Below are 23,422 nucleotides of genomic sequence, written 5' to 3' on the forward strand. Positions count from 1 at the left end.
GCGCTGGCGCGCGGCCAAGGCGGCCGGGCTCGCCGACGTGCCGGTGGTGGTGCGCGAGATCGACGACCGCCAGTCGTTCGAGATCGCGATCATCGAGAATGTCCAGCGCGCCGATCTCGACGCGGTGGAGGAGGCGCTCGGCTACGATCAGCTGATCCGCGAGCACGGCTACACGCAAGGGGAGCTGGCCGAGGTTCTCGGCAAGAGCCGCTCCCACGTCGCCAACACGCTGCGCCTCCTGAAGCTGCCCGACAGCGTCAAGGCGATGGTCTCGGACGGGCGCCTGTCGGCCAGCGCCGCGCGCACCGCCGTCACGCAGGACGACCCCGAGAGCTTCGCCCGTCGCATCGTCGAGGAAGGCCACTCGGTGCGCGCCGCCGAGACGATCGCACGCGGGGAGACGCCGACGCCGCCCCCCGCCCGCGCGCGACGCGCCGCCGGCGGCAAGGCCCCTGCCCCGGCCTCGCCCGCCCCCTCGCCGGACCCGAAGCCCCAAGACGTCCGCGCGCTGGAAAGCCTCCTGTCGGAAACGCTCGGCTACCCCGTCTCGATCGAACTCAAGGCCGAGGGCGGTCGCCTCCAGCTCGACTTCCGCTCCCTGTCGCAACTCGACGACCTCTGCCGCCGCCTCCAGGCCGCCCCGCGCCGCGACGAGGAGACAGGACCACGAGTGCGCTCGCTGTAGTAGATTAGCCGGCTTACCGAGCACGATTGGTGCCGGCTGACCCTTGGCTCACGGTGCCTGCGCGAACACGCTGTCACCCGTGCCGCAACTCGCACGGTGACCACCGCTCGCCGATGAAACGCGCCGTTTCCTGCGCGAGTTCTAGATCTTCTGGCGTGCGGCCGCCGAAGCCGCCATGCGGCATGCCTTCGAACACGTGCAGTTCCGCCGCGACGCCGACGCGCCGCAGCGCACGGTGCAATCGCACGGCATTGGATAGAAAAAGGTCCCGTGTGCCGGATTGTACGAAGGTTGGAGGGAGTCCCGTCAGATCGCCGAAAAGCGGTGAGAGTTCGGGACAGGACAGTTCGGCGCCGTTCGCATGAAGCCGATTGGCCGCCCGCAGCGAGTGCGGCAGCACGACGTCCACAAGCCGGTTGACCTCGAAACTGTCGCCGGACTCTGTCAGGTCGACTTCCGGTGACAGGAGAACCAGCCCCGCCGGCAGGGGCAGACCCGCGGTCTTGGCACGAAGCATGATCGCCAAGGCCAGGTTTCCGCCTGCCGAACGCCCGAAGACGACGACCTTGCCCGGGTCGTGCCGTTCCATGACGTAACGGTAGGCCGTCAGGCCATCGTCCAGCGCTGCTGGATGAGGGTGTTGCGGCGGCAGGCGGTAGTCCACGCCGTAGCAGCGAACGCCGTGGCGGTCGGCCTGAATCTGCGCGCTCTGGCGGCAGGCGTCTCCACCGCCGAATACGAAGGCGCCGCCGTGCAGATCGATCAAGGCGCAGTCCGGTCGGTCGGGATCCGCGGGAACGGCGACGTGCAATCTCGCATCGCCGACCGCACGGGTTTCGACAGCGGCCCGTGGCGTATCCGCGAGCCCTCGGACGGCTTGCGCATACTGGGCATCCACGGCTGCCTGCATGGCTGTCCAGGCGGCATGGTCGTCCGGCGACGGCATGACGTGAAGCGCGTTGTGCGGTGTCCCGTCCTCGCGTACGAGCCGTTCGAGAGCGGTTCGCGCTTCCGGGCTGATCGAAGTCGGGAACGGGATGATGCGGGCCGGCACGGCAACGCCGCCGACATGGCGCTCTGTCACGGGCTCATCCTTCCTGTTACGCCGGCTGCTCCCGCCACCGAGCGCAACCGGAGCGGTTCCGTCTTTGGAGGCGGCTTCGGAGTTACCGCCGCGCGCGGCGCCGCCGGGCGGCTTCCACGCCGATCTCGGTGAGCGTGCGGCGCATGATCGTGTCGGCGAGCGCGCTCTCTTTCCGCGACAGGAGGATGTCGGCCTCGATGCGCCGCAGGGCGCGCGCGATCCCCTCCCCGTCCCAGGCACCGAGCGCGGCCTCGAAGGCGCCCTTGCGGCGGAAGTGGACGCGGCGACGCTCGACGACGGCGCCGGCCGGCGTCCCGCGCTCGACCTCGGCGCGCATCGCCTGCAGGCCCTGGAAGTGGCGCAGGAGCGCGCTCTGAAGCTGGAAGACGCTGGTGCCGCCCGCCGTCAGGCGCTCGATCAGGCCCGGCAGGAGGCGCACCTCGCCGCTGGCAGCCGCATCCACGGTCTCGTCCACCGTATCGGCCGACACGTCGCCGACGATCGCCTCGACGTCCTCCTCGCTCACCGTTCGGCGGCCGAGCGCGTAGAGCGCGAGCTTCCTCACCTCGCCACGCGAGGCGAGCCGGTTGGCCCCGAGGCGCGCGCGCAAGGTCTCGCGCGTCGATCGGTCGATCGTGAGACCCGCCTCGCCGAGTTCCTCGTCGATCATCTTGTCGAGCGAGCGGCTTTCGTCCTGGTAGCAGGGCAGCGCCATGGCGCCGCGTCCGCGCTCGGCGTTGAGGCGCAGGCCTGCGCTCTTCTTGAGATCGCCCGCCTCGATCACGACGGTCGCGCCCTCGGGCGGGTTGTCGGCGAGGTCCGCCACGGCATCCGAAAGGTTGCGCCCGTTGCCCGCGCCCTTGACTCGGATGAGGCGACGGCCGCCGAACATGGAGACCGTGCGCGCCTCGTCGAACAGGCGCCCGATGTCGCGCTCGAGCTCGTCGGCTTGCAGCGTGACCGACGAGAAGGGATCGGACGGGTCGACGCCCGACAGCTGCGCCACCTTGTCGGCGCGCTCCGACACGAGGCCGGGATCGGGCCCGTAGAGCAGCACCACGGGAAACGAGGTGTCGGGCCGCGACAGGAAGGCTTCCACCTCGCCCGCCTTGCGCTGGGCCATGGGGCGGTGCCCCTTACGGCTTCACGGTCGCCGGAAGCGCTCCGCCCGCCATGGCGTCGCGCTGCAGCGTGGGGCCGATCGCGAAGAGGATGCGCCGCGCCACCGTTTCGCCCGCCTGGTTCTGCGCGTCCACAACGGCGCGCGTCGCGGCGAAGACCTGGTTGGTGCGGTCGTAGGGGATCATCGCGAAGCGCGAGCCCTTGGTGACCGACTTGTTGTCGGACAGGCGCACGAGGTCGAAGGCGACCGTCATGCGGTAGAGGCTGGCGGTGGGAACGCCCGTGCCGGTTTCCAGCGAGGAGACCTGGTCGCTCGCCGTCACGGTGTAGCGCAGTTCGTAGAGCGCGCCGCGCACGGGCTCGGCGCCGTTCAGCTCGAACAGCATGGCGTTGCGGAAGATCTGCGCGGTGCGCGTGTCGGCCGACTGGACGCCGATGCGGCCGCGCAGATCGGTCAGCACCGAGGAGCGCGCGCCGGTCGCCGGGTCGACGTCGGTCGTCCCGTAGAGCGGGCCGCTGGTGCAGGCCGCGAGCCCGAGAAGCACCGAGGCGAGGGCGGCGGTCCGAAGGAAGTTAGACGACGACATTCACAATCCTTCCGGGCACGACCACCAGACGCTTGGGCTCCGCGCCGCCGAGCGCCTCGACCACGAAGGGCAGGAGCCGCGTCAGCCGCTCCACCTCGCCCTTGTCGGCCTCGGCGGGCACGGTGACGTCGCCCCGCTTCTTGCCGTTGATCTGGACCGGCAGCGTGATCTCGTTGTCCACCAGGAGAGCCGGATCCACGGTCGGCCATCGGGCCGCGGCGCACAAGCCCTCCTCGCCGAGCTTTGCCCAGCATTCCTCCGCCAGATGCGGCATCATCGGCGCGCTGAGGCGCACCAGCATCGACAGGCCCTCGCGCGCCGCCGCCCGCAGCGAGGCGTCCCGCTCCAGCGCGTCCGGGCTGAGGGTTGCCTGGAGCGCGTTGACGAGCTCGTAGAGGCGCGCGACCGCCTTGTTGAAGGCGAGGCGCTCGATGTCGTCGGTGACGCCGCTCGCGGCCCGGTGCGCGGCGCGGCGCACGAGAAGGGCGGCCTCGGACGCATCGCCGGCGGCCGTTTCGCCGCCGAAACGATCCAGCGCTTCCGCCGTGTCGCCGACGAGGCGCCACAGACGCTGCACGAAGCGGTGCGCGCCCTCGACGCCGGCTTCGGTCCAGATCACGTCACGGTCGGGCGGCGAGTCCGACAGCATGAACCAGCGTGCCGTGTCGGCGCCGAAGGAGGCGATGATGTCGTCGGGATCGACGACGTTCCGCTTCGACTTCGACATCTTCTCGATCGAGCCGATAGCCACGGGTGCGCCCGTGGACAGACGCGTCGCCTGGCGGCTCGCGCCTTCCCCCGTGATGCGCACGTCGGCGGGCGGCACCCATTCGGTGCCCTCGCGATAGGTCTCGTGCACCACCATGCCCTGCGTGAACAGGCCCCGGAAGGGCTCGGCAAGGTCGAGATGGCCGGTGTCGCGCATCGCGCGCGTGAAGAAGCGCGAATAGAGGAGATGGAGGATCGCGTGCTCGATGCCGCCGATATACTGGTCGACCGGCAGCCAGCGGTTGGCGGCCTGGGGGTCGGTCGGCTCGTCGGCATGGGGCGCGGTGAAGCGCGCGAAGTACCAGGACGAGTCCACGAACGTGTCCATCGTGTCGGTCTCGCGCCGGGCGGGACCGCCGCATTGCGGGCAGGTGGCCTGACGCCAGGTCGGATGGCGGTCGAGCGGGTTGCCGGGCTTGTCGAAGTCGATGTCCTCGGGCAGGCGCACGGGAAGGTTCTCGCGCTTCTCCGGCACCACGCCGCATGCCTCGCAGTGGAGGACGGGGATCGGGCAGCCCCAGTAGCGCTGGCGCGATACGCCCCAGTCGCGCAGGCGGAACTGCGTCTCGCGCCGTCCCCAGCCCGCCGCCTCGAACTGGGACAGCGAGCGGTCCATCGCTTCCTGGACGGTGAGAACCTCGCCGCTCGGTCCCGCCCAGCGCACGTAGCGCACGCGCTCCGTCTTGGGCGGCGAGAAGACGTCCGTCGTCACGCCGGCACCGGTATCCTCGGGCACGAAGACATCGAGGACGGGCAGGCCGTACTTGCGGGCGAACTCGAAGTCGCGGCTGTCATGGGCCGGGCAGCCGATGATGGCGCCCGTGCCGTAGTCCATCAGCACGAAGTTGGCGATGAAGAGCGGCAGTTCCCAGGCGGGGTCGGCCGGGTGCAGCGCCTTGATGCCGGTGTCGAAACCCAGCTTCTCGGCGGTGTCGATCTCGGCCTGTGACGTGCCGAGGCGGTGGCACTCCTCGATGAAGGCGGCGACCTTCGGATCGCTCTCGGCCAGGCGCCTGGCCAGCGGATGGTCGGGCGAGATCGCCGCGAAGGTCGGGCCGTACATCGTGTCGGCGCGCGTGGTGAAGACGGGGAGGCTGGTGAAGCCCTCCGGCGCGCCCTTCAGGCCGAAGGCAAAGGACAGGCCGTCGGAGCGGCCGATCCAGTTGCGCTGCATGACGCGCACCTTCTCGGGCCAGCCGGGCAGGTCGTCCAGCGCGGCCAGGAGATCGTCGGCGTATTTCGTGATGCGGAAGAACCACTGCGTCAGCTCGCGCTGCTCGACGAGCGCGCCCGAGCGCCAGCCGCGCCCGTCGATCACCTGCTCGTTGGCGAGCACGGTCATGTCGACAGGGTCCCAGTTCACCTTGGCCGAGCGGCGATAGGCGAGGCCCTTGTCCAGCATGTCCAGGAACAGCATCTGCTGGCGGTGGTAGTATTCCACGTCGCAGGTCGCGAACTCCCTCGACCAGTCGAGCGACAGGCCCATGCTTTTCAGCTGCGCGCGCATGGCCGCGATGTTCTCGTAGGTCCACTTGGCGGGGTGGACCTTGTTCTGCATGGCCGCGTTCTCGGCCGGCATGCCGAAGGCGTCCCAGCCCATCGGATGGAGGACGTTCATCCCGCGCGCGCGCTTGAAGCGCGCCACGACATCCCCCATCGCGTAGTTGCGCACGTGCCCCATGTGGATGCGGCCCGAGGGGTAGGGGAACATCTCGAGAACGTAGTAGGTCTCGCCCGGCGCGGCGGTGTCGGCCTCGAAGAGCTTGGCCTGGTTCCAGGCCTCCTGCCAGCGGGGTTCGGCGGCCTTGGGGTTGTAGCGCTCGACGGGCATGGGCGGCGGACTTCGTGTTTACGAACGGGAAGGGCGGCCGCAGGGCATGCGCGGCGCAACCGGGAGGATCGATCCGGCATCAACCCCGTTCGGCGAAACAAGTCAATTTCCGCGAGGCCCTTCAGGCCCCCGAGCCGGCGATCAGCCAGAGGCCGACGGCGCCTGCGAGCGTCGCGGCAAAGCCCAGCGCCATGAGGAGCCCGTCGCGCACCGTCATGGCGAGGCCGAAGACGATCACCACCGCCATCGGGATCGTGGAGGCGAAGGGCAGGAGCTCCAGAAACGGCACCAGCAGGCAGGCGAGGATCACGACCACCGCGGCCAGCTTCACGAAGGGCGCCGTGACAAGGGTTTCCAGCCGGCCGTGGAACCGGCGGTCGAGCCAGAGGGCGAGGGGGCGCAGCCTGGCCACGGCCTCCGCGACGCGGCGCGCCGAAAGGGTGCGCTCCTTGATGAAGCGCGGCAGCCATAGCTGTTCGCGTCCCAGAAGTATCTGCACGGCGAACACGGCGATGATCAGGGCCAGCACCGTCGGCAGGCCGGGGATGCCGCCGATCGGAGAAATCTCGATCAGCGCCGGCAGAAGCAGGAAGGGCCCGAAGCCGCGTCCGCCGAAGCGGTCGGCGATCTCGCCGACGCGCACCGCGTCGGTTTCGCGCGCGGCGTCGGCCAGCTGGTCGAGGACGGCACCGACCCCCTCGGGCGTGCGGGAACGGCTGGTGTCGTTCAAGCGGCTCGGCTCCCGGCGCGGCGGACCAACGAACGGACCCGCGCGCCGGGATCCACGAGGATCCCCGTCCCGGGCCGCATGGCGCCGGGACGGGGAGGGATCAGAGGATGCTCGAACCCGAGCTCGAAGACGAGCCCGTGGTCGTCTTCGCCGTGCCGAACAGGCTGTCGCCGTCGTTCTTGACGCGCAGGTTGTTCTGGACGTGGCTGACGCCCGAGATGCGTTCGGCCAGATCCTCGGCGCGGCGCTTCTGGTCGCGGTTGGCGACGTGGCCGCTCAAGGTGACCTCGCGGTCCTTGACGCTCACCTCGATGTCGGAGGCGTCGATGTAATGATCGTCGGTCAGGCGGTCGTTGACGTCGTCCTGGATGCGCGAGTCCGAGCGCGTGTAGTTCTTCGGGCCGCGACCGCCGTACTGGTGGTCGGCCTCGCGGCGTCGCTCGGCGTCGCGGTCGCCGAACCAGGACGAGATCTCGTCGCTCGCGCGGTCGATGAAGGAGCGCTCGCCGGACTGCGAGTTGCCGTAGCCCGAGTTGGAGCCGTATCCGTAGCCGTCGTTGCGGCGGTCGTTGCCGTATCCGAACGCGTCGCGATAGCGGTCGCCGCTCGTGCTGCCGCCGCTGTTGTAGCCGTAGCCCGGGCTGTTGGAGCCGTAGCCGCGGTCGTTGTAGCCGCGATCGGCGTTGTAGCCACGGTCGAAGTCGCTGCCGCCGTAGGAGGAGCGGCCGTAGCCGCGCGTGGCGGACGACAGGTAGTCGCCCGAGGAGCCGCGGCCGTAGCCGGACTCGCCGCGCTCGGAATCGCGCGAGCCGTAGCGGCCCGTGTCGTCGCGGCCATAGGCGCCGGACTCGGAGCGGTAGCGGTCGTCGCCATAGGCGTCGCGGCGCGCGGTGCGCTCGTCGGTGCGGCCGAAGCGATCGTCGCGGTCTTCATTGTAGCGGCCGTAGCCGTTCGAGTTCCTGTAGTCGCTCATCGGGTTCTCCCTGTGTCGCATGCCGGGGCACCATGCTTCGCCGCCACCGGCCTGGTGCCAGCTAACGGGCGTCCGCCAAGGCCGTTCCCCGATTTCGCTCGCGCACGATAAAATGCCCGGCACCAGAGAGGGGCCGGCCGACGCGCGGCCGATCCGTCGCGGGGCCTCCCCAAACGGCGTCTCGCGCCCTAAGACCGGGGGCTTCGTGTTTCACGTGAAATCGGCAGGCCGCATGACCACTTCCGACACCGCCGTCGAGCGCCTTCAGGACATCCGCGCGCGCATCCTCGCCGCCACGCGCGAGGCGGGCCGCCCGGCCGGATCGGTCGAGCTCGTCGCGGTGTCGAAGACCTTCGAGGCCGACGAGATCCGGCCCGTGCTGGAGGCCGGCCAGCGCCTCTTCGGCGAGAACCGCGTGCAGGAGGCGATGGGCAAGTGGCCGGCCTTGCGGGAAAGCTATCCCGGCATCGAGCTGCACCTCATCGGCCCGCTCCAGAGCAACAAGACCGCCGAGGCCGTCGCGCTGTTCGACGTGATCGAGACCGTGGACCGCGAGAAGATCGCAGCCGCCCTCGCCAAGGAGATGGCGCGGCAGAACCGGCGCCCGCGCCTCTACGTCCAGGTCGACATCGGCGAGGAGGCGCAGAAGGCCGGCATCGCGCCCACCGAGGCGGTGGATTTCGTGCGCCGCTGCCGCGAGGAGCACGGCCTCGCGATCGAGGGCCTCATGTGCATCCCGCCGGTGGACGAGGCGCCCGGTCCCTTCTTCGCGCTTCTCCAGAAGATCGCCGGCGAGGCGGGGGTGGAGAAGCTCTCCATGGGCATGTCGGGCGACTTCGAGCGCGCCATCCCCTTCGGCGCGACCAGCGTGCGCGTCGGCTCGGCGATCTTCGGCTCGCGCCCGCGCCCGGCCTGAGGCGTCCGCCCTTCGGCGCGCTCGCCCGTCGCCCGCTCGCCTTTCGGCGCGCCGGCTCGATATAGCGCCGGACCGCCTGCGGGCGGCACGCCGCAGCGGAGCCGAGCGCCATGACCCTTTTCCAGCCGAGAGAGCCGCAGGCCGACCGGGGCGAGGGGTCGGCGCGGCTCGCGCGCCGCACGGTCCTCGTCACGGCGGTCGTCGGCGCCCTGGTGCTCCTGGCGCTCGTCGCCTACACCGCCGCCTCGGCGCTGCTCCTGATCTTCGCCGCGCTTCTGATCGCGGCGATCTTCTGCGGCGTGGCGCGCCTTCTCCAGCGTCTCGGCCTGCCGCGCTGGCTCTCGCTGCTCGTCGTCTACCTCCTCACCTTCGTGCTCCTGATCGCGCCGGTCGCCTGGGGCGGGGTCGCGCTGGTGCAGCAGTTCAGCGACCTCCTGACCGCCGTGCGCGACCAGGCCGGCTCGCTCCTCGCCAAGGCGGGCGACGCCGGGCTGCCGGTGGAGCGCCTGACGCAAGGGGGCTCGGAGGGCGAGGCGATCCAGAGCCTCCTGCCCAATTCCGGCGGCCTCGTCAGCCAGGCGGGAACCGCGCTGTTCGGGCTGCTCGGCGGCATCGGCAACGTCTTCGTGGTGCTGTTCCTGGCCGTCTTCATCTCCTGGCAGCCGGAGATCTACCGCAACGGCCTCGTCTCCCTCCTGCCCAAGGACAAGCGGCGGCGCGTGGCCGAGGTGCTCGACAAGAGCGCCCACTCGCTGATCCTCTGGGTGCTGGGCGACGCCATCTCCATGACGATCATCTTCGTCGTGTCCTGGATCGGCCTGTCGCTGATCGGCATGAACAACAGCTTCCTCTTGGCGCTCCAGGCGGGGCTTCTCGCCTTCATCCCGACGCTCGGGCCGTTCGTGGCGGGCGTCATCATCGTGCTGGCGGGTCTTGCGCAAGGGCCCGAGATGGCGCTCTGGGCGCTCGGGGTCTACCTCCTGATCCAGGGCGTGGAGTCCAACGTCGCCCAGCCCATCGCCCAGCGCTGGACCTCCTCGCTGCCGCCGGCCCTCACGCTCAGCGTCCAGATCGTGTTCGGCATCCTGTTCGGCGTGCTCGGCTTCGTGCTGGCCGTTCCGATCGTCGCGGTGGTCGTGACGCTGGTGCGCGAGCTCTACGTCGAGGACGTGCTCGGCGGCCCGGTCGAGACGCAAGCGACGTAATTCATCGCGCGATACATGAATTTGGCCGTCAAGCGGGCGCCCGCTCTGTCCAAGGCGCCCGCCAAGCCTTAGCTTGGCTTTCCGCCGCCTCGGGAGGGCGGAACCGCAGCCGCATCGGGAGGAACGCGCCGCCATGACCATCGTACCCGTCAAGGACAGCTGGAAGAACGGCACGCTTCTGACGCGCGAGCGCTATCTCGACTGGTATCGCCGCTCGGTCGAGGACGTGGAGGGCTTCTGGCGCGAGCACGGCCGCCGGATCAGCTGGATCAAGCCCTATACGGTGGTCAAGAACACCTCGTTCGCGCCCGGCGCCGTGTCGATCAAGTGGTTCGAGGACGGCACGCTCAACCTCTCGGCCAACTGCCTCGACCGGCATCTGGCGACGCGCGGCGACCAGACCGCGATCATCTGGGAAGGCGACGACCCCAAGGACTCGCGCCGCATCACCTATCGCGAGCTCCACGCCGACGTCTGCCGCATGGCCAACGTCTACCGCTCGCTCGGCGTGGGGCGCGGCGACCGCATCTCGATCTACATGCCCATGATCCCGGAAGCGGCGGTGGCGATGCTGGCCTCGGCCCGCATCGGCGCGATCCATTCCGTGGTGTTCGGCGGCTTCTCGCCGGATGCGCTCGCGGGCCGCATGGAGGGCTCGACCTCGAAGCTGCTGGTCACCGCCGACGAGGGCCTGCGCGCCGGCCGGGCGGTTCCGTTGAAAAGCAACGCCGACCGCGCGATCGAGATTTCGGCCAAGGCCGGACACCAGGTGGAAAAGGTCCTCGTCGTGCGCCGCACGGGCGCCGACGTTTCCATGACGGAGGGGCGCGACCACTGGTGGCACGAGGAGCGCGAGCGCGTGTCGGCCGACAACGAGCCGGAGGAGATGGGCGCCGAGGACCCGCTCTTCATCCTCTACACGTCGGGCTCCACCGGCAAGCCGAAGGGCGTCCTCCACACCACCGGCGGCTACCTCGTCTGGGCCTCGATGACCCACCAGTACGTCTTCGACTACCGCGAGGGCGAGGTCTTCTGGTGCACGGCGGACGTCGGCTGGGTGACGGGCCACACCTATTCCGTCTACGGGCCGCTGGCCAACGGCGGCACGACCGTGATGTTCGAGGGCGTGCCGAACTATCCCGACGCCGGCCGCATGTGGGAGGTCGTCGACAAGCACGCCGTCAACATCTTCTACACCGCGCCTACCGCTATCCGTGCCCTGATGGGGGCGGGCGACGCCTTCGTGTCGCGTGCATCCCGCAAGTCCCTGCGGCTTCTGGGCTCGGTCGGCGAGCCAATCAACCCGGAAGCCTGGAACTGGTACTACCGCGTGGTGGGCGAGGAGCGCCTTCCCATCGTCGACACGTGGTGGCAGACCGAGACCGGCGGCGTCCTGATGACGCCGCTGCCGGGCGCGACCGACCTCAAGCCCGGCTCCGCCGCCATTCCCTTCTTCTCGGTGAAGCCCGAACTCGTCGACAACGAGGGCAAGGTCCTCTACGGCGCGGCCGACGGGAACCTGTGCATCACCGACTCGTGGCCGGGTCAGATGCGCACGGTCTACGGCGACCACGAGCGCTTCGAGCAGACCTACTTCTCGACCTATCCCGGCAAGTACTTCACGGGCGACGGCGCGCGGCGCGACGAGGACGGCTACTGGTGGATCACGGGCCGCGTCGACGACGTGATCAACGTGTCGGGCCACCGCATGGGCACGGCCGAGGTGGAATCGGCGCTGGTCTCGCATCCCAAGGTCTCCGAGGCCGCCGTGGTCGGCTATCCGCACGAGGTGAAGGGGCAGGGGATCTACTGCTACGTCACGCTCATGAGCGGCGAGGAGCCGACCGACGATCTGCGCCGCGAGCTCGTCCAGCACGTGCGATCCGAGATCGGCCCGATCGCCTCGCCCGACAAGATCCAGTGGGCGCCGGGCCTGCCCAAGACGCGGTCGGGCAAGATCATGCGCCGCATCCTGCGCAAGATCGCCGAGGACGACTTCGGCGCGCTCGGCGACACCTCGACGCTGGCCGACCCGGCGGTGGTCGACGACCTCGTGGAGAACCGCCAGAACCGGAAGGTCCCAGCCGCCTGAGGCGCGGCCGGAACGCCTAGAGAACCAGCCAGCCGAGCGCGCCCGCGCCCAGCACCACGAGCGGGGCGGGCGCGCGGGCCAGAAGCAGCGCGAGGCTGGCGAGCGCCACGAGCGCGGTGGCTCCGGACGTCACGCCGGCCGGCAGGACGGGGTCGAGAAAGGCCGCGCCGAGCAGCCCGACCACCGCCGCGTTGACGCCGCCGAGCGCCCGCCGCGCTTGCGGCAGCGCGCGCAGGCGCGACCAGAAGGGCAGGGCGCCCGCGACGAGCAGGCCCGCCGGCAGGAAGATCGCGCCGGTCGCCAGAAGGGCGCCGCCCCATCCGCCGGGCGGGGCCAGCGCGCCGAGATAGGTCGCGAAGGTGAAGAGCGGCCCGGGCACGGCTTGGGCGAGGCCGTAGCCCGCGAGGAATGCCGTTTCCCGCACGAGCCCGCGCCCCACCGTCTCGGCCTCGAGCAGCGGCAGGACGACGTGCCCGCCGCCGAAGACGAGGGCGCCCGCGCGCGCGAAGCGGCCCGCGAGATTTAGCGCCGGCAGATCGAGCAGCGCGGCGAGCGGCGTGGGCAGCACGAGCACCAGGGCGAGGATCGCGAGAAGCGCGAGGCCGGTGCGCCGCCGCGGCGCGGGCAGGGGGCTGCGGGGCGCGAGCGCGCTCTCCTCCGGCTCGGCGAGAAGGCCGGCGAGGGCGCCTAGGGCGATCGCGCCGAGCTGTCCGGCGGGTCCGGACACGAAAAAGGCGAGCGCGCCGCAAACGAGAGCGATCGACGCCCGCCGGGCGCCGCTCGCCAGATTCGACGCCATGGCGGCGAGCGCCTGCGCCACCACGGCCACCGCCGCCGCCTTGAGCCCGGCCAGGAGCCCGGCCGCCTCGGGCCCCATGAACGCCGACAGGCCGAGCGCTGCCCCCGCCATCAGGAGCGCGGAGGGCAGCGTGAAGCCGACGAAGGCGGCCAGAAGCCCCGCCCAGCCCGCCCGTATCCAGCCGACGCCCATGCCGACCTGGCTGGAAGCGGGGCCGGGAAGGAACTGGGCGAGCGCCACGAGGTCGGCATAGGTTTCTTCGGTGAGCCAGCGGCGGCGCGCCACGAAGCTGTCCCGGAAGTAGGAGAGATGGGCCGTCGGCCCGCCGAAGCTCGTGCAGCCGAGAACGAGAAAGGCGCGGAACACCTCGCCCGCGCCGCCGGGCGGCCGCGCCGGGGCCTGCGTCTCGGGGTCGGCGATCGCGGGGGTACCGTCTGCGGCCATCGGACACGGGGCTCGGTTCGGGGTTGCGTCGCCCTCACCCCAAGCCCATATTCCTGTCATGTTCAACGAAACGAAAGGAGGTGATCCAATGTCGAGTGATTATCTGATGCCGGTTGGGTCCATGCATCTTACGGGCGCGAAGGGGCAGCCTCTTTCGTTCGCTTAAAGGATGAGTCGATCCGGGATCGTTTCGACGACCTCCGGCACCGATGACATCACGGGGCCGCCTTCCCAACCGGGAAGGCGGCCTTTTTCATGCGCGGATGCCAGGCATTCCGGCCGCCGCGTCCGGACGCCGAGCCCTGTCGTGTCCATGCGGTCGCTCGCGGTCCGGCGCTGAGCCCTTGTCTCTCGTCCGCGCTCGTCCGCCGACGATCGCCTTTCCCTCCCTTCTCGCCGAAGCCGTCTCCGAGGCGCTCGCAAAAGGGGTTCGGGAACCGTCGCGCAGGGCTCTCAGGCCGTCCGTCGTTCGCCCGCGCGCCGCGATCCCTCCCAGGCGACGAGATCGGCGACCGGCATGGGCCGCGCCAGGAGATATCCCTGAAACGCGTCGCAGCCGATCGAGGCCAGGAAGCCCAGCTGCTCCTCGTCCTCGACCCCTTCCGCGATGCAGGTCATGCGCATCGACCGGCAGAAGGCGACCACCGCCGACAGGAGTTCCCGGCCCTTGGCGTCGCCCGCGCCCGAAAGGAAGCTGCGGTCGATCTTCACCTCGTCGATCGGCAGCCGGCTGAGATAGCTGAGGCTCGACTGTCCGGTGCCGAAGTCGTCGAGGGCGATCTTGACCCCGAGCGCGCGAAAAAGGCGCATCGAGGCTTCCGCCGCCTCGAAGTCGCGCAGCACCGCCGTTTCCGTCAGTTCCAGCACGAGGCGCGAGGGGGCGATGCCGGAGCGGCGGATCAGCGAGACCACCGCCACGACGGTGTCGCGACAGGTGATGTCGTGGGCCGAAAGGTTGAAGGCGAGCCGCACCTCCTCCGGCAGCCGCTCCAGGCAGAGGAGCGCCTTGCCGAGAAGCGTCAGGGTGAGGCGGTGCATGATGCCCGCCCGCTCCGCCAGGGGGATGAAGAGGTCGGGCCCGACGGGCCCGAGCTGCGGGCTGGTCCAGCGGGCGAGCGCCTCGACCGTGAGCGTTGCCTGGTCGCGAACCCGGGCGATCGGCTGAAGGTAGACCTCCATCTCGGCGTCGAGCCGGGCGGTCTGGAGCGCGGCTTCGACCGCGTGTTCGGAACGGATGCGCCGCTCGTGCTCGGGCGAGTAGAGGGTCGCGAACCCCCGGGCGCCGCTCTTGGCCTTGTAGAGCGCGTAGTCGGCACCGTCGTAGAGCGCGCGCGCCGAGCCGCCGATCTCGCGCGTCGTGGCGACGCCGCAGGAGGCGCCGATCGAGACCGCGATCTCGCCGAGCTGGAACGGCTCGGCGAGGACGTGGCAGGCCTGGTTCGCCAGCTTCACGGCGGCTTTGGCGTGGCGTCCCTCGGTGATGAAGGCGAACTCGTCGCCGCCCAGGCGCGCCACGAGACCGTTGTTCTGGAAGACCGTGGCCAGCCGCGTTCCCACCGCCGCCAGGAGCTCGTCGCCCAGAAGGTGGCCGAACGTGTCGTTGGCGGCCTTGAAGCGGTCGAGGTCGATCACCCCGAAGGCCATGTCCCATCCCAATGCCCGGCAGCGGGCGAGCGCCTCCTCGGCCTCGGCGAAGAAGAGGCGCCGGTTCGGCAGGCCGGTGAGCATGTCGGTATGGGCCAGCTTGGTGATCTCGCGGTTCAGCCGCTCGGTCTCGGTCTGCGTTCGGATCAGCGCGACGAACCCCTCGAAGCTGTTGAGGAGAGCCCGGATCATGACGAGCGTGACGAGGAGGATGTTGAGCCCGATCGCGGTGTAGACCGCGTCGCCCGGCGACACGTAGAAGGCGAGGTAGGGCACCGTGGCGATGGCGGTGACGGCCAGCGCCGCCTGCGGCAGGTGCATCAGGCAGGAGATGCAGCCGATCACCGTAATGGCGATGAAGATCGCGACATGCGCCTTCTGGTGGTCGTCGCCGTATCGCGCCAGCGCCAGGGCCCACAGGATGTAGCCCAGCGTGATGGCCGCCCCGAGGGCCGTGGTCAGCCGGAGGCGGCGGACGATCGCCGCCTCGCTGAGCGACCCCGTGCCGGACCCCCGCATCCATTGCACGAGGCGCAGGAGGCTGACCCCCACCAGCACGGCCGGCACCCAGACCGTCATCCAGTCGGGCGCCGCATCGTAGTGGGTGTAGGAAACGGCGACGGAGTTCACGCTGAGAAGGGCGTAGAGAAGCGGGACCTGCCGCTGCAGTTCGCCGAATTGCGCGCGTGCCAGGGCGGGCTCGACCGACCGGAGCGTCAGCCAGTCCAGGAACGTCCTCATCAGCCCAGCATCCCGCCACTTGCGCTGCGGGCAGCCTTACGGCGACCAGGTAAAATCGGCGTTATCCGGGCCTCTATCCTTCTCCGGAGCCGGCTACCTACGTATCCGACGCCGTGGCCGGCATGGCCGGATCGAAACCGTCGCGCCTCAGCCGCCCGCCGACCAGCCGCCGTCGACATGAAGGATCTCGCCGGTCACGAAGGGGGAGTCCTCGAGGTAGAGAACGGCGCGCACGACGTCGGCGACCTGGCCGATGCGGCCGAGCGGATGGGTTCGGGCGAGGGCCGCGTGCGTCTCGGGCGCGTGCATCGGCGTATCGATGACGCCCGGCGACACGGCGTTGGCGCGGATGTTCCGCCCGGCATACTCGATCGCGAGGCTGCGCGTGGCCGCGTTCAGCCCGCCCTTGGTCATCGCGGCGAGAACGCAGGGGAAGGCCGAGTTCGCCTGCTCGGCGAGCGTCGTCGAGATCTGCACGACGTGGCCGCCCCGCCCCTGCCGCTCCATGGCCTCCACGGCGGGCTGCGTCGCATGAAAGAAGCCGTCGAGATTGGTGGCGACCAGCGTGCGGTACTGGTCGGGCGTATGATCCGTGAAGGCGCCGCCGATGAAGACGCCGGCATTGTTGACCAGCGTGTCGAGACGCCCGAAGCGGTCCATCGCCGCCTCCACGAGGCGCCGACCCGTCTCGGGCTCCGCGATGTCGCCGCGCAGGGCGAGAAGGTTCGGATCGTCCGAGGGCTCGATGCGGCGCGAGGTGGCGACGACGCGCCAGCCGCGCGCGAGAAACCCCCTGGCGATACCCTCGCCCAGCCCCTGCGAGGCACCCGTGACGATCACGACCTTCGATTCTTCCGGCATGGTGGTCCTTCTTCCGGGAGTGCGGTGAATTGGGATGAAGCTCAGACCTCGATCGCGAAGCCGAGATCGACCTCGCTCGCCGGGCGGCCCGAGACGCCCCAGTTCTGGGCGGGCGGCTCGATCAGGATGACGCGCACGTCGCGCGGCTCGACGCCGAACGCAGCCATCTCGCGCACCAGCGCCGCATAAAGGCGGCGCTTGGCCTCCAGCGTGCGCCCGGCGATCAGCGTCACCTCGATCGACAGGAAGCCTTCGCCCGCGTCGGGCGGCACGAGGAAGCAGTCCTTCTCGTATTCCACGAGGCGGATGTTGCGGTCGTCCTCGGGGATGCGGATGCCCTCCACCAGCGCGCGCTGCACGGCCTGCAGAAGCTCTGCGCGACGCGCGCCGACCCAGCCGCGGCGTGTCTCGATGCGGGTGGCGGGCATGGAACGGCGCTCCTCGTGTCGTACAGGGCACCAAGGCGTGGCACGGTTCGCCGGTTCCCGCCCCCGGCCACCCGCTTGATGCCGGGGCGGCGATCGGCTAGAGCCCACGCAGCATCCAGAGTCGGGCCGACGCCCGACGCCAACCTGCCCGTCCGGGCAAGGTGGCGTCCCGAAAGGGAGATGTGGCCGACCCGGCAACCAAGCGGACCCGCCACCTCGCCCTATCGGAAAAAGCGTTCGCTCGGCCTCCTTCCGACCGGAGCCGACGCATGATCGCCGTTTTGCCGCCCCCTCCCGCCTCGCTTCTGGTTCGTCCCGGCGACCGCGCGATGCGCATGGGATGGGTGGGCGAGGCGTCCGGCCGGCCGCCACGCGATCGCGGCGAGGTCTGGATCGTCTGCCACGCGGCCGGCAACGGCGAGCGCTGGACGCATCTCTACCGGATCGATCCGCGCGATCCGCGCACCGTGTACCTGGAGCGCGCGGCGCCGGGCGAGAGCGTCGCCGCGCTCCGGCGCTGGGCGCTCCGCCACCTCGGCTTGGCACAAGGAGCGGGTCTGGTTCCGCTCGCGGCCTGACCGGAGGTCAGTGGGCGCCCGCCGGCGCCCCGCCGCCCGTCTTCACCTTGCGCAGGATCAGCGCCAGCGGCACCGCCGAGAGCGAGATCAGCATCAGGACGTGGAAGACGTCGATATAGGCGAGATAGCCGACCTGCTTCTGCAGGGTCTGGCCGATCACGGCGATCGCGCCCTGTTCCGCCTGCGCGGCGGACATGCCGCGCGCCTTCAGCATGGCGACGGTCGTCTCCAGCGTGTGGTGGTAGGCGGGGCTGGTGGGCGTGATGTGTTCCACCAGCCGGCTCTGGTGGAACTGCTCGCGGAAGGCCAGCGTGTTCTGCGCGATCGACACGCCGATCGAGCCGCCGACGTTGCGCGCGACGTTGATTAGCGCCGAGGCCTGGTCAGTCTTGTTCTTCGGGATGCCGTCGTAGGAGGCGGTGGTGATGGGGATGAAGATCAGCGGCAGGCCGAGGCCGACGAAGATGCGCGACCACACGAAGTAGCCGAAGTTGACGTCGGGCGAGAGGCGCGTGAGGTCCCACATCGCGCCGGCCACGATCGCCGCGCCCAGCGCGATCAGGTATTTCGGCTGCACCACGCTCGTGACGCGCCCGACCACGAACATCATGGTCATGGTGACGAGGCCGCCCGGCGAGAGCGCGAGGCCCGCCCAGGTCGCGGTGTAGCCGTAGAAGGTCTGCAGGAGTTCGGGCAGGAACTGCGTGGTCGCGATCAGGATCGCGCCGGTCGCCATCATCACGAGGAAGCAGGAGCCGAACTGCCGGCTCCAGATCATGCGAAGGTCCACCACCGGGTTCTCGTGTTTGAGCTCCCACGGGATCATGAACAGGAAGGCGAGCAGGCAGACGGTCGCGGACACGATGATGAAGTTGGATCCGAACCAGTCCTCGGTCTGGCCGCGGTCGAGAACCAGCTCCAGCGCCCCGAGGAAGGTCGCGACGCTGAGGAAACCCACGAGGTCGAAGCGCACGCCCCGGCGCTTGATCTGCTCGCGCTCGCGCTTCGCCTCCTCGGACTCCGTGACGAGAAACCAGACCAGCGCGAAGGCGAGCACGCCTACCGGCCCGTTGATCAGGAAGCACCAGTGCCAGGACACATTGTCCGACAGCCAGCCACCGAGCGTCGGGCCGACGACCGGCGCGACCACCACCGCCACGCCGAACAGCGCGAAGGCCTGGCCGCGCTTCTCGGGCGGAAAGCTGTCGGCGAGGATCGACTGCGAGATCGGCACCATGCCGCCGCCCGCGAACCCCTGCAGGATGCGGAAGAAGATCAACGACTCGATGTTCCAGGCGAACCCGCACAGGACCGACGAGAGCGTGAACAGCGCCAGGCAGGCGAGATAGAAGCGCTTGCGCCCGTAGCGCTTGGCGATGAACGAGGAGGCCGTCAGCGTGATGGCGTTGGAGACGAGATAGGTCGTCACCACCCAAGACGCCTCGTCCGAGGAGACGCCGAGGCCGCCCGAGATGTAGCGCAGCGCGACGTTGGCGATCGTGGTGTCGAGCACCTCCATGAAGGTCGCGATCGACACCACGATCGCGATCACCCACGGGTTGGACGCGCCCGAGCGCCGGGCCGGGGCGGCCGAGGCGGCCACAGTGGACATGGGCTTAGCTCTTCGGGCGGACGGTGACGGTCGGCACGACCGACATGCCGGGGCCGATCGAGACGTCGCGCGGCCAGCTATCGGCGACGATCTTCACCGGCACGCGCTGGACGACCTTCACGTAGTTGCCGGTGGCGTTCTCGGCCGGCAGCAGCGAGAAGGCGGTGCCCGAGCCCGGCTGGACGGAATCGACGTGGCCCTTGATCTCGTGGTCGGGATAGGCGTCGATGCGGATGTCGACGGCCTGGCCGGGACGCATGTCGGTGATCTGCGTTTCCTTGAAGTTGGCGGTCACCCAGATGTCGTCGGGCACGAACATGGCGACGCTCTGCCCGGCCTGGACGTACTGGCCGACGGCGCCCGTCAGCTGCACGACGCGGCCCGACTGGGCGGCGGTGATGGTGACGTAGGACAGGTTGAGCCGGGCCTGCGCGGCCTGCGCGTTGGCCTCGCGAAGATCGGCCACCGAGGTCGCGCGCTGCGCCTGGAGCGAGCCGACCTGCTTCTGGGCCGCGGTGACGGCGGCGCGCGAGCGGTTCAGCTCGGCCTCGGCCTGACGCAGGGCCGAGGTTTGCTGCTGCGCGGTCTGCACCGTGCCGGCGCCAGAGCGCGCCAGCGTCTGGGCTCTGGCGGCCTCCTCCTGCGCGAACTGGACGCTCGCCTCGTTCTGCGTGACGGCGGCCTGCGCCTCGGCGACCTGCGCGCCCTGCGCGGCGATCTGGGCGTCGGCGCCGTTGATCGCGGCCTGGGCGGCGGCGACGCGCGCGTCCGCCTCGTCGACGGCGGCCTGGTAGTCGCGCGGATCGATGCGAAGGATCACCTCGCCCGCGTTCACGTGCTGGTTGTCGGAGACGAGCACCTCCGACACGTAGCCCGCCACCTGGGGCGAGACGGCGAACTGGCGCGAATCCACGAAGGCGTCGTCGGTCGACTCGTAGGGGTGGATCGCGGCGAGCCAGTAGAAGTAGCCGCCCACGCCCGCCGCCACGATGGCGACCAGCACCAGAAGGACGATGAACGGATGGCGGCGCAGGATCGAGGGGCGCTTTTCCTTGCCCTCGCCCTTCCCGTCGTCCTTGCCCTCGGCGTCGGACGTGTCCTCGCCCCCGCCCTCGGTGCGGCCCTTCACGGGCTCCTCGCGGCGCGGCTCGGGCTTGCTCTCGCGCGCTTCCGGCTCGCTCCGTTTCTCGCGGGCCTCGGCGTCGCTCTCGCCCGAGCGGGCTTCGGGGTCGATCGTGACGGTGCCGTCGGCATCGCCGTGGGTCCAGGGAAAGCGGGATTCTTCGAGCATGGCGCGTGATCCGGACAGCCGGGCATCGCTGCCCGAGAGGTGCCGATCAAACGGGGCGCACGGAATTGTGTTCCGCGCTGCGGCAAGAGGGTCCGTTCAGCGAACGGGAACGATGCCCTACCGGTAGAGGTCGGCGCGCGTCGGCGGCAGGCCGGAAGGGCCCTTGTCGCGCTTCGAGGCGAGCGTCTGGTTGATCATCACCGTGCCGCGCTCGAAGGCCAGCGCGCAGCCGGCCAGGTACAGGAGCCAGAGCCGGGCGCGCGGCTCGCCGACCTGCGCCACGGCCGCGTCCATGTTGGCGCGCAGCCGCTCGGCCCAGAGCCGGCAGGTGCGGCCGTAATGCTCGCGCCAGTTCTCGACGTCGTGCACCTCGAAGCGGTTCGCCTCGAGCTTCTGGAGCGAGTGGCCGATATAGTCGAGCTCGCCGCCGGGGAAGATGTAGCGCGTGATGGCGCGGTATTCCGAGCCGCCGCGCATGAAGGCCTTCAGCGACGTCTTGGCGGGGCGCGCGATCGTATGGTGAAGGTAGAGGCCGCGCGGGCGCAGCAGACGCTTCACGGTCGCGAAATACGCGTCGTGGTTGGCAAAGCCCACATGCTCGAACATGCCGATCGAGGAGATCTTGTCGAAGGTCCCGGTCAGCTCCTGAAAGGGCTTCAGCTCGATCGTGATCCGGTCCCCGAGCCCGGCCCGGGCGATGCGCTCCTGCGCGAGGTCGAACTGGGCCTGGCTCAGCGTCACGCCGTGGCCGGTGACGCCGTGGTGGGTCGCGGCGTGGATCAGGAGCGCGCCCCAGCCGCAGCCGATGTCGAGCATCCGGTCGCCCGACTGGAGCCGCAGCTTGCGGCAGATCATCTCCAGCTTGTCGGCCTGCGCGCGGTCGATGTCGTCGTGCCACTCGGCGAAATAGGCGCAGGAATAGACCATGCGCTCGTCCAGGAAGAGCCGGTAGAAATCGTTCGACACGTCGTAGTGGAACTGGATCGCAGCCTTGGTGGAGCCGCTGGCCCCGGCGTCCGAACCGGTCTCGGCCAGCGCCTCGCGCTTGGCCGCGCGGCAGATGCGCCAGAGCGCCGGCAGCGCCGCCGCCACGCGCCGCTTGCCCAGGGCGCGCAGGGCGTCCTTCGGCTTCACGTGGGAGCGCTTGTCGGCGATGTCGAAGATCGAGCCGTCCTCGATGTCGAGGCGACCGCTCGTCCAGAGCTGCACGGCGGTGTCGATGCGGGGCGCGAGAGCGAGTTCGGCCAGCGCCGCCACGTCGCGGATGGCGATGGCCGGACCCTCCTGCGGCCCCAGCCGCTCGCCGGTCCACAGCCGCACGCCGATCTCGGGCCGGAAGGCGTCCACCGCCTTGCGCACGAGCGTTTCGATGCGGGCGGCGTCGGAGGGCGAGGGCATGGGGCGGGCGTCCGGTTTCACGTGAAACGCTTCTAGAGGCTGTCATGAACCAGGAACAGGGGCTGTATCGGGTCAGCCAGAGATAGCCGCGAGGAGGATCAAGCGGCCCGAACCGCCGGGGGGCGTCACCGGGCTGGGCCGTAGCCCCGCTACGACCTGCCCCCGGCTCCTACCCGGCGGATCGGGTCGGACGGTACGATCCCTGTTCCTGGTTCATAACAACCGCTCGCCGCCACGCTTCCCCTGCGCCACCCGGTGCGACGACCTCAGCCCGGCGAGGCGACCTTCATCAGGACGATGCCCGACAGGATCAGCGCGGCGGCGAGGAGCCGCAGCGGATCGGCCGACTCGCCCAGAGCGAGGATTCCGACCGCGAACGCGCCGAGCGCGCCGATGCCGGTCCACACCGCGTAGGCCGTGCCGAGCGGCAGCGTGCGCATGGCGATCGCGAGGAGCGCGAAGCTGCCGCCCATCAGGACGAAGGTGACGAGGCTCGGCCAAAGCCGCGTGAAACCGGCGGAGCTCTTCAGCGAGAAGGCCCAGCCGACCTCGAGGAGGCCCGCGACGAGGAGAATGAGCCAGGGCATGGGATGCGTCTTCCGACAGGCCGCAAGGGAGCGGAGAACCGGGTCGTCCCGGCGGGTTGGCGGAAAAAGGCGCGGGGGTCGTCCCCCATGGGCCGGAAGATGGGACCGCCCGTCCCCGGTTCAAGCCATGGGTTCAGCCGCGCCAGAAGAGGCCCGGCTGCGGGGCGGCGGCGGGGCGCTGCTGCGCCTTCGGCCGCTCGGGCAGCGAGGCGCCGACCGTGTTGCACCAGTCGCGCCGGCGCCCGCCGTCATAGGCGTCCACCATCCCCTCGCGCAGGAGAACGGCGGCGATGTCGGGCGTGTCCTTGGTGCCGAGGCGCGCCAGGACGCGGCCGAAATACTTGTCGCCCGAGATCTGCGTGAGGAAGACCGGGCCCGTGCCCACCAGCTGGCGGAAGCGCTCGCGCGCGGCCTCGGCGGACTTGCGTTCGGAATCGCACTGGGCGCGTAGTTCCGGCGCATCGACGTTGCGCAGGCGCACCGCTACCGACACGCTCTGCATCGGCCAGACGAAGGCCTCGACCTCCACCGTGTCGCCGTCGCGCACCTTCACCACGCGCGCCTGGACGGGACCCGCGATCTCGCGCGGCGGGTCCTGGTCCTCGGCGGCCCGGGCGGCGGGCAGGGCAAGGGGAACGAGGGCGAGGGCGAGGAGAAGGCGGCGCATGGCTCCGGTTCCGGTGACGGGTCAGAAGTCGCTGATGATCCCGTTCTTCTCCCAGTCGCCGAAGCGCACGGGTTCGGGTCCCTTGCGACCGTTCACCTCGGGCGGCATCCGGTCGGGATCGACGGCGACGTCGCGACCCGCCGCGCGCCGCGCCTCGGCCTCGGCCAGCGCACGCTGCGCAGCGGGCGACAGCGCGCGCCGGGGCTCCTCGGCCGGAGCGGGCACGGTGGGCTCGGGCGTCTCGGTCATCGGGTGGGCCTTTCGCGATCGTGATGCGGGGCGGCACGTCTCTCAACCGTGGCTCGGTTGAAGCGTTCCACACCTGTTCCCAAATCTGAAGCCTGAAGAGCGGAACGCGGATGCAGGTCCGCAAGAACAC

General features: G+C 70.2%; 21 protein-coding genes and 1 riboswitch. Of the genes, 5 read left to right on the plus strand and 16 right to left on the minus strand.

The annotated features are described in order from the left end of the window. Positions 1 to 685: ParB/RepB/Spo0J family partition protein (locus AUL35_RS12670; protein WP_062015313.1), on the plus strand; the 685-nt coding region annotated here is incomplete at its 5' end. 73 nt (positions 686 to 758) lie between these two features. Here the strand turns inward: AUL35_RS12670 and AUL35_RS12675 are convergent. The 6 genes from AUL35_RS12675 to AUL35_RS12700 form a co-directional block, all read right to left on the minus strand. Further along, positions 759 to 1,769 (minus strand): alpha/beta hydrolase, encoded by a 1,011-nt coding sequence (locus AUL35_RS12675; protein WP_062015315.1) that lies wholly within the window; start codon positions 1,767 to 1,769, stop codon positions 759 to 761. Positions 1,770 to 1,851: 82 nt separating this feature from the next. After that, a complete protein-coding gene (holA, locus tag AUL35_RS12680; protein WP_062015316.1) occupies positions 1,852 to 2,892 on the minus strand; it encodes a DNA polymerase III subunit delta in 1,041 nt (346 codons plus the stop codon). A gap of 13 nt (positions 2,893 to 2,905) precedes the next feature. Beyond that, positions 2,906 to 3,478 (minus strand): hypothetical protein, encoded by a 573-nt coding sequence (locus tag AUL35_RS12685; protein ID WP_062015318.1) that lies wholly within the window; start codon positions 3,476 to 3,478, stop codon positions 2,906 to 2,908. Beyond that, positions 3,465 to 6,077, minus strand: coding sequence for a leucine--tRNA ligase (gene leuS, locus AUL35_RS12690; protein WP_062015319.1), 2,613 nt, complete (start codon positions 6,075 to 6,077; stop codon positions 3,465 to 3,467). Before leuS ends, AUL35_RS12685 begins: the two co-directional genes overlap by 14 nt. A gap of 121 nt (positions 6,078 to 6,198) precedes the next feature. Next, complete coding sequence (locus tag AUL35_RS12695) at positions 6,199 to 6,807, minus strand: exopolysaccharide biosynthesis protein (RefSeq protein WP_082666306.1); 609 nt, start codon at positions 6,805 to 6,807, stop codon at positions 6,199 to 6,201. Positions 6,808 to 6,907: 100 nt separating this feature from the next. Beyond that, on the minus strand, positions 6,908 to 7,780 hold the full coding sequence (locus AUL35_RS12700; RefSeq protein ID WP_062015321.1) for a BON domain-containing protein: 873 nt from the start codon (positions 7,778 to 7,780) through the stop codon (positions 6,908 to 6,910). A gap of 232 nt (positions 7,781 to 8,012) precedes the next feature. Between AUL35_RS12700 and AUL35_RS12705 the strand changes: the two genes are divergently transcribed. From AUL35_RS12705 to acs, 3 genes are all read left to right on the plus strand, one after another. Next, on the plus strand, positions 8,013 to 8,696 hold the full coding sequence (locus AUL35_RS12705) for a YggS family pyridoxal phosphate-dependent enzyme (RefSeq protein ID WP_062015322.1): 684 nt from the start codon (positions 8,013 to 8,015) through the stop codon (positions 8,694 to 8,696). Positions 8,697 to 8,806: 110 nt separating this feature from the next. Further along, positions 8,807 to 9,901, plus strand: a complete 1,095-nt coding sequence (locus AUL35_RS12710; protein WP_062015323.1) for an AI-2E family transporter — start codon at positions 8,807 to 8,809, stop codon at positions 9,899 to 9,901. A 133-nt stretch (positions 9,902 to 10,034) separates the two neighbouring features. Then, positions 10,035 to 11,993: an acetate--CoA ligase gene (gene acs, locus AUL35_RS12715; RefSeq protein WP_062015325.1), complete on the plus strand. Its 1,959-nt coding sequence runs from the start codon at positions 10,035 to 10,037 to the stop codon at positions 11,991 to 11,993. A 16-nt stretch (positions 11,994 to 12,009) separates the two neighbouring features. Here the strand turns inward: acs and chrA are convergent, their stop codons facing one another. The 4 genes from chrA to AUL35_RS12735 form a co-directional block, all read right to left on the minus strand. Then, entirely contained in the window at positions 12,010 to 13,236 is a 1,227-nt protein-coding gene (gene chrA / locus AUL35_RS12720; protein ID WP_082666307.1) for a chromate efflux transporter, read from the minus strand. 453 nt (positions 13,237 to 13,689) lie between these two features. Further along, the gene (locus AUL35_RS12725) at positions 13,690 to 15,621 is read right to left on the minus strand and encodes a bifunctional diguanylate cyclase/phosphodiesterase (RefSeq protein ID WP_062015326.1); all 1,932 of its coding nucleotides are present in this window, start codon (positions 15,619 to 15,621) and stop codon (positions 13,690 to 13,692) included. 147 nt (positions 15,622 to 15,768) lie between these two features. Then, on the minus strand, positions 15,769 to 16,482 hold the full coding sequence (locus AUL35_RS12730; RefSeq protein ID WP_062015328.1) for an SDR family NAD(P)-dependent oxidoreductase: 714 nt from the start codon (positions 16,480 to 16,482) through the stop codon (positions 15,769 to 15,771). A gap of 41 nt (positions 16,483 to 16,523) precedes the next feature. Further along, the gene (locus AUL35_RS12735) at positions 16,524 to 16,910 is read right to left on the minus strand and encodes a tautomerase family protein (RefSeq protein WP_062015329.1); all 387 of its coding nucleotides are present in this window, start codon (positions 16,908 to 16,910) and stop codon (positions 16,524 to 16,526) included. Between the two features lie 106 nt (positions 16,911 to 17,016). Beyond that, positions 17,017 to 17,122, plus strand: a riboswitch (SAM-I-IV-variant riboswitch). Positions 17,123 to 17,179: 57 nt separating this feature from the next. Here AUL35_RS12735 and AUL35_RS12740 point away from each other — a divergent pair. After that, entirely contained in the window at positions 17,180 to 17,488 is a 309-nt protein-coding gene (locus AUL35_RS12740; protein WP_062015331.1) for a hypothetical protein, read from the plus strand. A 7-nt stretch (positions 17,489 to 17,495) separates the two neighbouring features. Here the strand turns inward: AUL35_RS12740 and AUL35_RS12745 are convergent, their stop codons facing one another. The 6 genes from AUL35_RS12745 to AUL35_RS12770 all read right to left on the minus strand — a co-directional run bounded on the left by AUL35_RS12745 (position 17,496) and on the right by AUL35_RS12770 (position 23,292). After that, entirely contained in the window at positions 17,496 to 19,100 is a 1,605-nt protein-coding gene (locus tag AUL35_RS12745; RefSeq protein ID WP_062015332.1) for a DHA2 family efflux MFS transporter permease subunit, read from the minus strand. Positions 19,101 to 19,104: 4 nt separating this feature from the next. Further along, on the minus strand, positions 19,105 to 20,391 hold the full coding sequence (locus AUL35_RS12750; protein ID WP_082666308.1) for an HlyD family secretion protein: 1,287 nt from the start codon (positions 20,389 to 20,391) through the stop codon (positions 19,105 to 19,107). Between the two features lie 117 nt (positions 20,392 to 20,508). Further along, on the minus strand, positions 20,509 to 21,789 hold the full coding sequence (locus AUL35_RS12755) for a cyclopropane-fatty-acyl-phospholipid synthase family protein (protein WP_062015334.1): 1,281 nt from the start codon (positions 21,787 to 21,789) through the stop codon (positions 20,509 to 20,511). Between the two features lie 266 nt (positions 21,790 to 22,055). Beyond that, complete coding sequence (locus AUL35_RS12760; RefSeq protein ID WP_062015335.1) at positions 22,056 to 22,376, minus strand: multidrug efflux SMR transporter; 321 nt, start codon at positions 22,374 to 22,376, stop codon at positions 22,056 to 22,058. 133 nt (positions 22,377 to 22,509) lie between these two features. Further along, the gene (locus tag AUL35_RS12765; protein ID WP_062015337.1) at positions 22,510 to 23,043 is read right to left on the minus strand and encodes a thermonuclease family protein; all 534 of its coding nucleotides are present in this window, start codon (positions 23,041 to 23,043) and stop codon (positions 22,510 to 22,512) included. Positions 23,044 to 23,064: 21 nt separating this feature from the next. Beyond that, positions 23,065 to 23,292, minus strand: a complete 228-nt coding sequence (locus tag AUL35_RS12770; protein WP_062015338.1) for a DUF1674 domain-containing protein — start codon at positions 23,290 to 23,292, stop codon at positions 23,065 to 23,067. Positions 23,293 to 23,422: the final 130 nt, after the last annotated feature.

This window comes from Aureimonas sp. AU4, assembly GCF_001463765.1.
Classification (GTDB): Bacteria; Pseudomonadota; Alphaproteobacteria; order Rhizobiales; family Rhizobiaceae; genus Aureimonas.

Coding starts and splice junctions, on each gene's coding strand:
- AUL35_RS12755 (WP_062015334.1), bottom strand. CDS start 21,789: ATGCCCTCGCCCTCCGACGCCGCCCGCATCGAAACGCTCGTGCGCAAG.
- AUL35_RS12735 (WP_062015329.1), bottom strand. CDS start 16,910: ATGCCCGCCACCCGCATCGAGACACGCCGCGGCTGGGTCGGCGCGCGT.
- AUL35_RS12700 (WP_062015321.1), bottom strand. CDS start 7,780: ATGAGCGACTACAGGAACTCGAACGGCTACGGCCGCTACAATGAAGAC.
- AUL35_RS12750 (WP_082666308.1), bottom strand. CDS start 20,391: ATGCTCGAAGAATCCCGCTTTCCCTGGACCCACGGCGATGCCGACGGC.
- AUL35_RS12740 (WP_062015331.1), top strand. CDS start 17,180: ATGATCGCCGTTTTGCCGCCCCCTCCCGCCTCGCTTCTGGTTCGTCCC.
- AUL35_RS12770 (WP_062015338.1), bottom strand. CDS start 23,292: ATGACCGAGACGCCCGAGCCCACCGTGCCCGCTCCGGCCGAGGAGCCC.
- acs (WP_062015325.1), top strand. CDS start 10,035: ATGACCATCGTACCCGTCAAGGACAGCTGGAAGAACGGCACGCTTCTG.
- AUL35_RS12760 (WP_062015335.1), bottom strand. CDS start 22,376: ATGCCCTGGCTCATTCTCCTCGTCGCGGGCCTCCTCGAGGTCGGCTGG.
- AUL35_RS12710 (WP_062015323.1), top strand. CDS start 8,807: ATGACCCTTTTCCAGCCGAGAGAGCCGCAGGCCGACCGGGGCGAGGGG.
- AUL35_RS12745 (WP_062015332.1), bottom strand. CDS start 19,100: ATGTCCACTGTGGCCGCCTCGGCCGCCCCGGCCCGGCGCTCGGGCGCG.
- AUL35_RS12705 (WP_062015322.1), top strand. CDS start 8,013: ATGACCACTTCCGACACCGCCGTCGAGCGCCTTCAGGACATCCGCGCG.
- AUL35_RS12685 (WP_062015318.1), bottom strand. CDS start 3,478: ATGTCGTCGTCTAACTTCCTTCGGACCGCCGCCCTCGCCTCGGTGCTT.
- holA (WP_062015316.1), bottom strand. CDS start 2,892: ATGGCCCAGCGCAAGGCGGGCGAGGTGGAAGCCTTCCTGTCGCGGCCC.
- AUL35_RS12725 (WP_062015326.1), bottom strand. CDS start 15,621: ATGAGGACGTTCCTGGACTGGCTGACGCTCCGGTCGGTCGAGCCCGCC.
- leuS (WP_062015319.1), bottom strand. CDS start 6,077: ATGCCCGTCGAGCGCTACAACCCCAAGGCCGCCGAACCCCGCTGGCAG.
- AUL35_RS12765 (WP_062015337.1), bottom strand. CDS start 23,043: ATGCGCCGCCTTCTCCTCGCCCTCGCCCTCGTTCCCCTTGCCCTGCCC.
- AUL35_RS12730 (WP_062015328.1), bottom strand. CDS start 16,482: ATGCCGGAAGAATCGAAGGTCGTGATCGTCACGGGTGCCTCGCAGGGG.
- chrA (WP_082666307.1), bottom strand. CDS start 13,236: ATGGCCGCAGACGGTACCCCCGCGATCGCCGACCCCGAGACGCAGGCC.